Genomic DNA, 12,976 nt, shown 5'->3' with positions numbered 1-12,976 from the left:
ACGTCTGCGGGGGCAGGTCCCCACACACACTTCGTGGCCGTCTCACGCATACCCGGCGTGAGGCGGTTGGACAGGGAGATACGACAGGTGGCAGCACCGAAGAAGGGCCGAAGGCCGGCGGGGGGACAGAGCCGTCCGGGCCGCGCCCTGGCACTCATCCTGATCGCCATGGTCGCGCTCACCGGCGGGATGTTCTGGTCGGGGCACACCACCCCGCGCCTCGGCATCGACCTCGCCGGCGGCACGTCGATCACGCTCAAGGCGAAGGCCGAGCCGGGCCAGGAGTCGGCGGTCAACGAGACCAACATGAACACGGCGGTCGGCATCATCGAGCGCCGTGTCAACGGTCTGGGTGTCTCCGAGGCCGAGGTTCAGACGCAGGGCGCCGAGAACATCATCGTCAACATCCCTCGCGGGACGAACGAGAAGCAGGCCCGCGAGCAGGTCGGCACCACCGCCCAGCTCTACTTCCGGCCCGTTCTCGCCGTGACGAGCGGCGCGCCGCAGCCGGCACCGAGCGCCACGACCTCGGGTTCCCCCTCGGCCACGCCGAAGCCGAAGTCCTCCGCCTCCGGCACCACCGCGGGTGAGAAGTCGGCGACCCCGACGGCCACCGCCTCCACGCAGGGCCGCGCGCTCACCGAGGCCCTCAAGGCCCCGAGCCCGACGCCCACCGCGAGCTCCTCGGCGAAGCCGAAGGCGACCGGGACCCCGCAGGCGACCCCGAAGCCCGACCCGGCGACCGCGGCGCTGCAGCAGAAGTTCGCCGACCTGAACTGCCTCGACCCCAAGCAGCGCACCGCCGCCGGCAAGGGCGTCAAGGCGTCCGAGCCCACCGTGGCCTGTGGCGAGGACAGCCCGGGCGTCTGGTCGAAGTACCTTCTCGGCCCGGCCGAGGTCGACGGCAAGGACGTCGACGACGCCAAAGGCGTCCTCGACCAGAAGCGCGGCATGTGGATCGTCACCATGGACTTCACGGACGCCGGTTCGAAGAAGTTCCAGTCGATCACCAGCAAGCTGTCGCAGCAGGCCGACCCGCAGAACCGGTTCGCGATCGTCCTGGACGGCGACGTCGTCTCGGCGCCCTCCGTCCGCCAGACGCTCAGCGCCAGCGCGGAGATCTCCGGCAACTTCACCCAGCAGTCGGCCCAGGACCTCGGCAACGTCCTGTCCTACGGCGCCCTGCCGCTGACGTTCCAGACCCAGAGCGTCGACACCGTCACCGCCGCGCTCGGCGGCGACCAGCTGCAGGCCGGCCTCATCGCCGGTGCCATCGGTCTCGGCCTGGTCATCATCTACCTGGTGGCCTACTACCGCGGCCTGTCGCTGATCGCCATCCTCAGCCTCGGCGTCTCGGCGATCCTCACCTACGTGATCATGGCCCTGCTCGGCCCGGCCATCGGCTTCGCGCTGAACCTGCCGGCCGTCTGCGGTGCCATCGTCGCCATCGGCATCACCGCGGACTCGTTCATCGTCTACTTCGAGCGCATCCGCGACGAGCTCCGCGAGGGCCGCACGCTCCGCCCGGCCGTCGAGCGCGCCTGGCCGCGCGCCCGCCGCACCATCCTGGTCTCCGACTTCGTGTCGTTCCTGGCCGCGGCCGTGCTGTTCATCGTGACCGTCGGCAAGGTCCAGGGCTTCGCGTTCACGCTCGGCCTGACCACCCTGCTCGACATCGTCGTGGTGTTCCTCTTCACCAAGCCGGTCATGACGCTGCTCGCCCGCACCAAGTTCTTCGGCAACGGTCACAAGTGGTCCGGCCTGGACCCGAAGCGGCTCGGCGCCAAGCCGCCGCTGCGCCGCACCCGCCGTACCCACGCCCCCGTCGACGCGAAGGAGGCGTGAGATGTCGAAGCTCGGCAATCTCGGCGCCCGGCTCCACCGCGGTGAGGTCGGTTACGACTTCATCGGCAACCGCAAGATCTGGTATGGCCTGTCCATCCTGATCACCATCACCGCCATCGTCGCCCTGGCCGTCCGCGGCCTCAACATGGGCATCGAGTTCCAGGGCGGCGCCGTCTTCACCACCCCGAAGACGGACGTCTCCGTCAGCCAGGCCCAGGAGTACGCGGAAGAGGCCTCCGGCCACGACGCCATCGTCCAGGAGCTCGGCAGCGGCTCGCTGCGCATCCAGGTCGGCGGCCTCGACACCGCCAAGTCCGACCAGGTCCGCGCGGAGCTCGCCAAGGACCTGAACGTCCCCGAGGACAAGATCGCCGCCGAGCTGGTCGGCCCCAGCTGGGGTGAGCAGATCGCCACCAAGGCCTGGACCGGCCTCGGGGTCTTCATGATCCTCGTGGTGATCTACCTGGCCATCGCCTTCGAGTGGCGGATGGCGCTCGCGGCACTCGTCGCCCTCATCCACGACCTCACGATCACGGTGGGCATCTACTCCCTGGTCGGCTTCGAGGTCACCGTCGGTACGGTCATCGGTCTGCTGACGATCCTCGGCTACTCGCTGTACGACACCGTCGTCGTCTTCGACTCCCTCAAGGAGCAGACGAAGGACATCACGAAGCAGACCCGCTACACCTACAGCGAGCTGGCCAACCGCTCGATCAACGGCACCCTGGTCCGTTCGATCAACACCACCGTCGTCGCGCTCCTCCCGGTCGCCGGCCTGCTCTTCATCGGTGGCGGCGTCCTCGGCGCCGGCATGCTCAACGACATCTCGCTGTCGCTCTTCGTGGGCCTCGCCGCGGGTGCGTACTCCTCGATCTTCATCGCCACCCCGCTCGTGGCCGATCTCAAGGAGCGCGAGCCCTCGATCAAGGCGCTCAAGAAGCGCGTCCTGGCCAAGCGCGCCAGCGCCGCCGCCAAGGGCGAGTCGCTGGACGCGGCGGACGACCTGTCCGCCGAGGCCGCCGTCGTCGGCCCCCGGGCCGGCCGTCGAGGCACCCAGGAGCACCGCGGATGACCGCCGAGGCCCAGGGCGTCACCGAGCTCCTGCTCAGCCGCATCCGTGACGTCCCCGACTACCCGAAGCCGGGCGTGCTGTTCAAGGACATCACGCCGCTGCTCGCGGACCCCGCGGCGTTCACGGCCCTCACCGACGCCCTCGCCTCGCTGTGCTCCGCGCACGGCGCGACGAAGATCGTCGGACTCGAGGCCCGCGGCTTCATCCTGGCCGCCCCGGTGGCCGTCCGCGCGGGCCTGGGCTTCGTCCCGGTCCGCAAGGCCGGCAAGCTCCCCGGAGCCACGCTCCGCCAGGCGTACGAGCTGGAGTACGGCACCGCCGAGATCGAGGTGCACGCCGAGGACCTGGCCGCGGGCGACCGCGTCATGGTCATCGACGACGTCCTCGCCACCGGCGGCACGGCCGAGGCCTCCATCGAGCTGATCCGCCGCGCGGGCGCCGAGGTCGCGGGCGTCGCCGTCCTCATGGAGCTCGGCTTCCTCCCGGGCCGCGCCCGGCTGGAGCCGGCCCTGGGGGCCGCTCCGCTCACGGCGCTGATCACGGTCTGACATCGGGGTTCACCCCGATCGGGGCGCTCCGGGGAATCCCCGGGGCGCCCCTCGGCGTTCTCCCGAACGTGCCCCGGCCGCACAGCGCTGCCCCTCCCGGAGCCGTCCGAAACCCGGGCACGTGAGCACGCGCACACTTGGCTCGATACCATGGCCTTTCCGGGCCTGACCGGGGGACCCGGACCTCCCCCAGACTCCGTCCGGGGGGACCCCAGAGGAGCGCTCTTGCCAGACGAGGCCCAGTCACTCTCCGCCGCGCAGCCCGACCCGAAGGCCGAGAAGGCCGCGCAGGGGACGGACACGCCCCAGAACAAGCCAGCGGAGACCAGGCCCACGCCTGCTGCGCCCGCCCCCGCGCCCGCCGCCCCCGAGCGGCCCGCGCCCGCCCGCTCCGGCGGCTCGTCCAACCGCGTCCGCGCCCGCCTCGCCCGGCTCGGCGTCCAGCGCTCCTCCCCGTACAACCCGGTCCTCGAACCGCTGCTGCGGATCGTCCGCTCCAACGACCCCAAGATCGAGACGGCGACGCTCCGCCAGATCGAGCGGGCCTACCAGGTCGCCGAGCGCTGGCACCGCGGCCAGAAGCGCAAGAGCGGCGACCCGTACATCACGCACCCGCTCGCCGTCACCACCATCCTCGCCGAGCTCGGCATGGACCCGGCGACCCTGATGGCCGGCCTCCTCCACGACACCGTCGAGGACACCGAGTACGGCCTGGAGGACCTGCGCCGCGACTTCGGCGACCAGGTCACGCTCCTCGTCGACGGCGTCACCAAGCTCGACAAGGTCAGGTTCGGCGAGGCCGCCCAGGCCGAGACCGTCCGCAAGATGGTCGTCGCCATGGCCAAGGACCCGCGCGTCCTGGTCATCAAGCTCGCCGACCGCCTGCACAACATGCGCACCATGCGCTACCTCAAGCGGGAGAAGCAGGAGAAGAAGGCCCGCGAGACCCTCGAGATCTACGCGCCCCTGGCCCACCGCCTGGGCATGAACACCATCAAGTGGGAGCTGGAGGACCTCGCCTTCGCGATCCTCTACCCCAAGATGTACGACGAGATCGTCCGGCTCGTCGCCGAGCGCGCCCCCAAGCGGGACGAGTACCTCGCCATAGTGACCGACGAGGTCCAGGCCGACCTGCGCGCCGCCCGCATCAAGGCGACCGTCACCGGCCGCCCGAAGCACTACTACAGCGTCTACCAGAAGATGATCGTCCGCGGCCGTGACTTCGCGGAGATCTACGACCTGGTCGGCATCCGCGTCCTCGTGGACACCGTCCGCGACTGCTACGCGGCCCTCGGCACCGTCCACGCGCGATGGAACCCGGTCCCCGGCCGGTTCAAGGACTACATCGCGATGCCGAAGTTCAACATGTACCAGTCGCTGCACACGACGGTCATCGGACCCAACGGCAAGCCCGTCGAGCTCCAGATCAGGACCTTCGACATGCACCGGCGCGCCGAGTACGGCATCGCCGCGCACTGGAAGTACAAGCAGGAGGCCGTCGCCGGCGCCTCCAAGGTCCGCGCCGACGTGCCCAAGAAGGCCGGCAAGGACGACCACCTCAACGACATGGCGTGGCTGCGCCAGCTCCTCGACTGGCAGAAGGAGACCGAGGACCCCAGCGAGTTCCTGGAGTCCCTGCGCTTCGACCTCTCCCGCAACGAGGTCTTCGTCTTCACGCCGAAGGGCGACGTCATCGCGCTGCCCGCCGGCGCCACCCCCGTCGACTTCTCGTACGCGGTCCACACCGAGGTCGGCCACCGCACGATAGGGGCGCGGGTCAACGGGCGGCTCGTGCCGCTCGAATCGACCCTCGACAACGGCGACCTGGTCGAGGTCTTCACCTCCAAGGCCGCCGGCGCCGGGCCCTCCCGCGACTGGCTGGGCTTCGTCAAGTCCCCGCGCGCCCGCAACAAGATCCGCGCCTGGTTCTCCAAGGAGCGCCGCGACGAGGCCATCGAGCAGGGCAAGGACGCCATCGCGCGGGCCATGCGCAAGCAGAACCTGCCGATCCAGCGGATCCTGACCGGCGACTCCCTCGTCACCCTCGCCCACGAGATGCGCTACACCGACATCTCCTCGCTGTACGCGGCGATCGGCGAGGGCCACGTCACCGCCCAGTCCATCGTGCAGAAGCTGGTCCAGGCGCTCGGCGGCGAGGAGGCCGCCACCGAGGACATCGAGGAGGCCGCACCGCCGACCCGCGGCCGCTCCAAGCGCCGCTCCAGCGCCGACCCCGGTGTCGTCGTCAAGGGCGTCGAGGACGTCTGGGTGAAGCTGGCCCGCTGCTGCACGCCCGTGCCCGGCGACCCGATCATCGGGTTCGTCACCCGGGGCAGCGGCGTATCGGTTCACCGCAGCGACTGCGTCAACGTCGAGTCGCTGTCCCGGGAGCCGGAGCGGATCCTGGAGGTCGAGTGGGCCCCGACCCAGTCCTCGGTCTTCCTGGTCGCCATCCAGGTCGAGGCACTGGACCGCTCCCGGCTCCTCTCCGACGTCACCCGGGTCCTCTCGGACCAGCACGTCAACATCCTCTCGGCGGCCGTCCAGACCTCCCGCGACCGGGTGGCCACCTCCCGCTTCACCTTCGAGATGGGCGACCCGAAGCACCTGGGCCACGTCCTGAAGGCCGTACGGGGCGTGGAGGGCGTCTACGACGTCTACCGCGTGACCTCGGCCCGCAGGCCGTAGCGCGCCCACGAGAAAGGCGGCTTCGGTACTCGCGTACCGAAGCCGCCTTTCGTGATGCTGCCTCAGCCATCAATTGAGCAACCCCTACGGAGGGCAACCACCTCCGCGAGAGAGCGCCGGTCCAGGCGCAAAGGGGAGACTCAGCCGCCGAACTCCTCCAGGCCCTTCAGCGCCTGGTCGAGCAGGGCCTGGCGGCCCTCCAGCTCACGGGCCAGCTTGTCGGCCTTGGCGTCGTTGCCGGCGGCACGGGCCGCGTCGATCTGCTTGCGCAGCTTCTCCACGGCGTCCTGGAGCTGACCGGTCAGACCCGCGGCACGGGCACGCGCCTCCGGGTTCGTCCGGCGCCACTCGGCCTCCTCGGCCTCCTGGATCGCCCGCTCCACCGTGTGCATCCGACCCTCGACCTTGGGACGGGCGTCACGCGGGACGTGGCCGATGGCCTCCCAGCGCTCGTTGAGGGAACGGAAGGCCGCGCGCGCCGCCTTCAGGTCCGTCACCGGCACCAGCTTCTCGGCCTCGGTCGCGAGCTCCTCCTTCAGCTTGAGGTTCTCGGTCTGCTCCGCGTCCCGCTCGGCGAAGACCTCGCCGCGCGCCGCGAAGAAGACGTCCTGGGCGCCGCGGAAGCGGTTCCACAGGTCGTCCTCGTGCTCGCGCTGGGCGCGGCCGGCGGCCTTCCACTCCGCCATCAGCTCGCGGTAGCGCGCCGCCGTGTTGCCCCAGTCCGTGGAGTTCGACAGCGACTCCGCCTCGGCGACCAGACGCTCCTTCGCCTTGCGGGCGTCCTCGCGCTGGGCGTCGAGCGACGCGAAGTGCGCCTTGCGCCGCTTCGAGAACGCCGAGCGGGCGTGCGAGAAGCGGTGCCACAGCTCGTCGTCGGACTTGCGGTCGAGCCGCGGAAGGCCCTTCCAGGTGTCCACGAGCGCCCGCAGCCGCTCGCCGGCGGAGCGCCACTGCTCGCTCTGGGCCAGCTCCTCGGCCTCGGAGACGAGCTTCTCCTTCGCGGCGCGCGCCTCGTCGGTCTGCTTGGCCTTCTGGGCCTTGCGCTCCTCGCGGCGCGAGTCGACCGTCTCGACGAGCTTGTCGAGACGGGTCGCGAGCGCCGCCAGGTCGCCGACGGCGTGGTGCTCGTCGACCTGCTGCCGGATGTGCTCGATCGCCGCGGTGGCGTCCTTCGCGGAGAGGTCGGTGGTCCTCACCCGCTTCTCGAGGAGGCCGATCTCGACAACCAAGCCCTCGTACTTGCGCTCGAAGTAGGCCAGGGCCTCCTCAGGGGTGCCGGCCTGCCACGATCCGACGACCTTCTCGCCCTCGGCCGTCCGCACGTACACGGTGCCCGTCTCGTCGACACGGCCCCACGGGTCGCTGCTCACAGCGCCTCCTCACCATGATGCCGTCGCGGGGTCGTACCCCCCGGGCATCGTCCACAGTTTCCCGGCGGGCCTCGCCCGCCATCGCAGCGCGGCCGACGGCCCACGCTGCACAACGCCAATCTAGGCGAACCGCGGCCCGGCTGTCCGCACTCAGCGCGACCGAGATTCCACGGTCACGCGCGCGTGCGGACGAGCGGACTCACTTCTTCGCGACGGTCGCCTTCTCGATGGTGACCGCCTTCTTCGGGGCACCGTCCGTGGCGCCGCCCTCGACACCGGCCTTCGCCACGTCCTGGACCGCCGCGAGACCGGCCGCGTCGATCTTCCCGAAGGGGGTGTAGGTCGGCGGCAGCTTGGTGTCCTTGTAGACGAGGAAGAACTGCGAGCCGCCGGAGCCCGGCTGCCCCGTGTTGGCCATGGCGACGGTGCCGGCCGGGAAGGTCACCGTGCCGTCCGCGCCCGCCTTGCCGAGGGCGGTCAGGTTCTCGTCGGGGATCGTGTAGCCGGGGCCGCCGGTGCCGTCGCCCTTGGGGTCGCCGCACTGGAGCACGTAGATGCCCTCGGTCGTGAGGCGGTGGCACTTCGTCCCGTCGAAGTACTTCTTGTCGGCGAGGTGCTTGAAGGAGTTCACCGTGTGCGGCGTCTTCGCCGCGTCCATGGTGATCGTGATCTCACCCTCGTTGGTCTTCAGGGCCATCGCGTACGTGGCCTTCTGGTCCACGGTCAGCTTCGGCTCCGGGCTCGCCGACTCGCTCTCCGTGGGCGCCGGGGTGGTGGGCGTCTCGCTCGCCGCGTTGTCCGAGGCCTTCGAGGAGTCGTCCGTCAGCGCCACGGAGGCGTAGACGGCGCCGCCCGCGGCCAGCACCACCGCGAGGGAGGCCGCGATCACGGTGTTGCGGCGCTTCGCCTTGCGCCGGTTCTCCTCCCGCCGCTGCTGCTGCCGCGCGTACTTCTCCCTGGCAAGCTGCCGCCGCCGCTGATCGCTGGTGACCACCGGGTCCGCTCCTGTCGCTCGGTTGTTCCTGTCCTGGCCGGATGTGCCCGTACCGTATACGGGTTGGCTGTGGAAGCGGCACCGCCGGTAGGCTCTGATCTGCCGCATTCCGTGTTTCCACGAGTTCCGCGCCCGCGTGCCGGACGACAACTAAGGACGAACGTGCTGATTGCCGGGTTCCCCGCCGGGGCCTGGGGGACCAACTGCTACCTGGTCGCCCCCGCCGCAGGCGAGGAGTGCGTGATCATCGACCCGGGCCACCAGGCCACCCAGGGTGTCGAGGAGACGCTGAAGAAGCATCGGCTCAAGCCCGTCGCCGTCGTCCTCACCCATGGACACATCGACCACGTCGCCTCCGTCGTCCCGGTGTGCGGCGCCCATGACGTCCCCGCGTGGATCCACCCGTCCGACCGCTACATGATGAGCGACCCGGAGAAGGCCCTCGGCCGCTCCATCGGGATGCCCCTCATGGGCGAGCTGACCGTGGGAGAGCCCGACGACATGCGCGAGCTCACCGACGGCTCCCAGCTGAAGCTCGCCGGTCTGGAGTTCTCCGTCGCCCACGCGCCCGGTCATACCAAGGGGTCGGTGACCTTCCGGATGCCCGAGACCACGGAGATCCCCTCCGTGTTCTTCTCCGGGGATCTGCTGTTCGCCGGCTCCATCGGACGCACCGACCTTCCCGGCGGTGACATGGACGAGATGCTCGCGTCGCTGGCCCGCGTGTGCCTGCCGCTCGACAACTCGACCGTGGTCCTGTCGGGACACGGTCCCCAGACGACCATCGGCCAGGAGCGCGCCACGAATCCCTACCTCCGGGACGTGGCCGCCGGCCTCGGGAGCACGGACGCTCCCCGACGAGGAATGTGACGAGATTTCCGTGAGCACCTTCAAGGCCCCCAAGGGCACGTACGACCTGATCCCGCCCTACTCCGCCAAGTACCTGGCGGTCCGGGACGCGATCTCCGGACCCCTGCGCCGGTCCGGCTACGGGTACGTCGAGACCCCCGGCTTCGAGGACGTGAACCTCTTCGCCCGCGGCGTCGGCGAGTCCACCGACATCGTCAGCAAGGAGATGTACGCCTTCGAGACCAAGGGCGGCGACAAGCTCGCCCTGCGTCCCGAGGGCACCGCCTCCGTGCTGCGCGCCGCCCTGGAGGCGAACCTCCACAAGCAGGGCAACCTGCCGGTCAAGCTCTGGTACTCCGGCTCGTACTACCGCTACGAGCGCCCGCAGAAGGGCCGCTACAGGCACTTCTCCCAGGTCGGCGCCGAGGCGATCGGCGCGGAGGACCCGGCGCTCGACGCCGAGCTGATCATCCTGGCCGACGAGGCCTACCGCTCCCTCGGGCTGCGGAACTTCCGCATCCTGCTGAACTCGCTCGGCGACAAGGAGTGCCGCCCCGTCTACCGGGAGGCCCTGCAGACCTTCCTGCGCGGTCTCGACCTGGACGAGGAGACCCTGCGGCGTGCCGAGATCAACCCGCTGCGCGTCCTCGACGACAAGCGGGCCGACGTCCAGAAGCAGCTGGTCGACGCGCCGCTGCTGCGCGACTACCTGTGCGACGCGTGCAAGGCGTACCACGAGGAGGTGCGCGCCCTGATCACCGCGGCGGGCGTCGTCTTCGAGGACGACCCGAAGCTGGTGCGCGGCCTGGACTACTACACCCGGACCACCTTCGAGTTCGTGCACGACGGTCTCGGCTCGCAGTCCGCGGTCGGCGGCGGCGGCCGCTACGACGGCCTCTCCGAGATGATCGGCGGCCCCGCGCTGCCGTCGGTGGGCTGGGCGCTCGGCGTGGACCGCACGGTCCTCGCCCTTGAGGCGGAGGGCGTCGAGCTCGACATCCCCGCCGCCACCAGCGTCTTCGCCGTCGCCATCGGCGAGGAGGCCCGCCGCCTCCTCTTCGGCAAGGTCACCGAGCTCCGCAGGGCCGGCGTCGCCGCCGACTTCTCCTTCGGCGGCAAGGGCCTCAAGGGCGCCATGAAGGACGCCAACCGCTCCGGTGCCCGCCTCGCCGTCGTCGCCGGCGAGCGCGACCTCGCCGAGGGCGTCGTGCAGCTCAAGGACATGGAGTCCGGTGAGCAGCAGGCCGTCGCCGTGGACGGTCTCGTCGAGGCCGTACGGGCCAAGCTGGCCTGATCCGTAGCGAGGAAGGGCCCGGACCACACCCTGGTCCGGGCCCTTCCTTATCCCGCGCGAACGGCCCGGCGACAGGTCCGTGTTGCAGAATGACCGTGCCCACAAGGCCGGTCGAACGAGGGAAAAGGTGACATGGCGAAGGCAGCGGTGGACGAGGTCGGCTCCGGCCGGGACGTCGGCGGCACGATCGGGGCGAGCCGGGCCTTCTCCTGGCTCCTCGTGATCACCGGCGCGGCCGGACTGCTCGCCGCCTGGGTCATCACCATCGACAAGTTCAAGCTGCTCGAAGACCCCGGCTTCACCCCGGGGTGCAGCCTCAACCCGATCGTCTCCTGCGGCAACATCATGAAGAGCGAGCAGGCCTCGGTGTTCGGCTTCCCGAACCCGATGATCGGCCTCGTCGCGTACCCCGTGGTCATCGCGATCGGCATGGGCCTGCTCGCCGGCGCCCGCTACCGCGGCTGGTACTGGCTCGGGCTCAACGCCGGCACCCTCTTCGGCGTCGGATTCTGCACCTGGCTCATGTACCAGTCCCTGTACGTGATCGGCTCCCTCTGCCTGTGGTGCTGCCTCGCCTGGGTCGCCACCATCGTCATGTTCTGGTACGTGACCTCGCACAACGTGCGCCTCGGCGTGATCCCCGCCCCCCGCGGCCTGAGGACCTTCTTCGACGAGTTCACCTGGATCCTGCCGGTCCTGCACATCGGGATCATCGGCATGCTGATCCTGACCCGCTGGTGGGACTTCTGGACCGGCTGATCCGGGTCGGGCTGTCAGTGCCCTGACTTAGGCTTCATGACTGTGGAGCCCGACCTCTTTACGGCAGCAGCCGAAGAACGCCAGGAGAAGGACCCGGCCAGCAGCCCGCTGGCCGTCCGGATGCGCCCCCGCACCCTCGACGAGGTGGTGGGGCAGCAGCACCTGCTCAAGCCCGGATCACCGCTGCGCCGACTCGTCGGGGACGGGGACGGCGGCCCCGCCGGCGCCTCCTCGGTGATCCTCTGGGGCCCGCCGGGAATCGGGAAGACGACCCTCGCGTACGTCGTGTCGAAGGCGACCAACAAGCGCTTCGTGGAGCTGTCCGCGATCACCGCGGGCGTCAAGGAGGTCCGGGCCGTCATCGACGGCGCCCGGCGCGCCGTCGGCGGCTTCGGCAAGGAGACCGTCCTCTTCCTCGACGAGATCCACCGCTTCTCCAAGGCCCAGCAGGACTCGCTCCTGCCGGCCGTCGAGAACCGCTGGGTGACGCTGATCGCCGCCACCACGGAGAACCCGTACTTCTCCGTCATCTCCCCGCTCCTCTCCCGCTCCCTGCTCCTCACCCTGGAGCCGCTGACCGACGAGGACCTGAAGGGCCTGATGGCCCGGGCACTCACCGGCGAGCGGGGACTCGGCGGGGCCGTGACCCTGCCGGAGGACGCCGAGGCGCACCTCCTGCGCGTCGCCGGCGGCGACGCCCGGCGCGCCCTGACCGCCCTGGAGGCGGCGGCGGGCGCGGCGATCGCCAAGGGCGAGCCGGAGATCACCCTCCAGACCGTCGAGGAGACCGTCGACCGCGCGGCCGTGAAGTACGACCGGGACGGCGACCAGCACTACGACGTGGCCAGCGCGCTCATCAAGTCGATCCGCGGCTCGGACGTGGACGCGGCCCTGCACTACCTGGCGCGGATGATCGAGGCGGGGGAGGACCCGCGCTTCATCGCCCGCCGGCTGATGATCTCCGCGAGCGAGGACATCGGCCTCGCCGATCCGGGCGCCCTGCCGATCGCCGTGGCCGCCGCCCAGGCCGTCGCCATGATCGGCTTCCCCGAGGCGGCCCTCACCCTGAGCCACGCCACCATCGCCCTGGCACTGGCCCCGAAGTCGAACTCCGCGACGACCGCGATCGGCGCCGCCCTCGCCGACGTCCGCAACGGCCTCGCGGGCTCGGTCCCCCCGCACCTGCGCGACGGCCACTACAAGGGCGCGGCCAAGCTCGGCCACGCCCAGGGGTACGTGTACCCGCACGACGTACCGGGCGGCATCGCGGCCCAGCAGTACGCCCCGGACTCGATCCACGGCCGCCAGTACTACGAACCCACGCGGTACGGGGCGGAGGCGAGATACGCGGACGTGGTGGAGCGGGTGCGCGAACGCCTCAAGGGCGAGGGGGGCTGACCCCCGGCACTCTCCGGACCCGGTACACTGGTCCGGATCGCTGCGTCCCGTGTCCGACTCCGGTCGGCACCACCAGAACGGGACAGTCAGCCGGAGACCCGGCCCCCGGGCGGGGTTTCCAGGAGCGTCGCGCACCTTCGAAGGTGTCGCGGGCAACCC

Annotated in this window: 10 protein-coding genes; 8 read left to right on the top strand and 2 right to left on the bottom strand. The window is 70.5% G+C overall.

Annotation, left to right across the window (positions count from 1 at the left end):
- Positions 1-87 precede the first annotated feature (87 nt).
- The 4 genes from secD to ABT041_RS25350 all read left to right on the top strand — a co-directional run bounded on the left by secD (position 88) and on the right by ABT041_RS25350 (position 6,153).
- On the top strand, positions 88-1,845 hold the full coding sequence (gene secD, locus ABT041_RS25365; protein ID WP_351188119.1) for a protein translocase subunit SecD: 1,758 nt from the start codon (positions 88-90) through the stop codon (positions 1,843-1,845).
- 1 nt (position 1,846) lies between these two features.
- On the top strand, positions 1,847-2,917 hold the full coding sequence (secF, locus tag ABT041_RS25360) for a protein translocase subunit SecF (protein ID WP_351188117.1): 1,071 nt from the start codon (positions 1,847-1,849) through the stop codon (positions 2,915-2,917).
- Complete coding sequence (locus ABT041_RS25355) at positions 2,914-3,465, top strand: adenine phosphoribosyltransferase (protein ID WP_351188115.1); 552 nt, start codon at positions 2,914-2,916, stop codon at positions 3,463-3,465. The genes secF and ABT041_RS25355 overlap by 4 nt, the downstream gene beginning before the upstream one ends.
- A gap of 225 nt (positions 3,466-3,690) precedes the next feature.
- Positions 3,691-6,153 carry a RelA/SpoT family protein gene (locus ABT041_RS25350; RefSeq protein WP_351188113.1) on the top strand — a complete coding sequence of 821 codons (2,463 nt, stop codon included), beginning with the start codon at positions 3,691-3,693 and terminating at the stop codon, positions 6,151-6,153.
- A gap of 140 nt (positions 6,154-6,293) precedes the next feature.
- Here the strand turns inward: ABT041_RS25350 and ABT041_RS25345 are convergent, their stop codons facing one another.
- Both ABT041_RS25345 and ABT041_RS25340 read right to left on the bottom strand, forming a co-directional pair.
- Positions 6,294-7,523, bottom strand: coding sequence for a DUF349 domain-containing protein (locus ABT041_RS25345; RefSeq protein WP_351188111.1), 1,230 nt, complete (start codon positions 7,521-7,523; stop codon positions 6,294-6,296).
- A 199-nt stretch (positions 7,524-7,722) separates the two neighbouring features.
- Positions 7,723-8,517: a peptidylprolyl isomerase gene (locus tag ABT041_RS25340; RefSeq protein ID WP_351188109.1), complete on the bottom strand. Its 795-nt coding sequence runs from the start codon at positions 8,515-8,517 to the stop codon at positions 7,723-7,725.
- A gap of 162 nt (positions 8,518-8,679) precedes the next feature.
- Between ABT041_RS25340 and ABT041_RS25335 the strand changes: the two genes are divergently transcribed.
- The 4 genes from ABT041_RS25335 (at position 8,680) to ABT041_RS25320 (ending at position 12,817) form a co-directional block, all read left to right on the top strand.
- A complete protein-coding gene (locus ABT041_RS25335; protein ID WP_351188107.1) occupies positions 8,680-9,387 on the top strand; it encodes an MBL fold metallo-hydrolase in 708 nt (235 codons plus the stop codon).
- Positions 9,388-9,397: 10 nt separating this feature from the next.
- Positions 9,398-10,660: a histidine--tRNA ligase gene (gene hisS / locus ABT041_RS25330; RefSeq protein ID WP_351188105.1), complete on the top strand. Its 1,263-nt coding sequence runs from the start codon at positions 9,398-9,400 to the stop codon at positions 10,658-10,660.
- 132 nt (positions 10,661-10,792) lie between these two features.
- Positions 10,793-11,419, top strand: coding sequence for a vitamin K epoxide reductase family protein (locus tag ABT041_RS25325; RefSeq protein ID WP_351188103.1), 627 nt, complete (start codon positions 10,793-10,795; stop codon positions 11,417-11,419).
- A gap of 42 nt (positions 11,420-11,461) precedes the next feature.
- Positions 11,462-12,817 carry a replication-associated recombination protein A gene (locus tag ABT041_RS25320; protein WP_351188310.1) on the top strand — a complete coding sequence of 452 codons (1,356 nt, stop codon included), beginning with the start codon at positions 11,462-11,464 and terminating at the stop codon, positions 12,815-12,817.
- Positions 12,818-12,976 lie beyond the last annotated feature (159 nt).

This window comes from Streptomyces sp. NPDC002825, from assembly GCF_040295385.1.
Classification (GTDB): Bacteria; Actinomycetota; Actinomycetes; order Streptomycetales; family Streptomycetaceae; genus Streptomyces.
The sequence above is the reverse complement of the archived record's forward strand: the minus strand, read 5'-3'. Positions and strand labels throughout refer to the sequence as shown.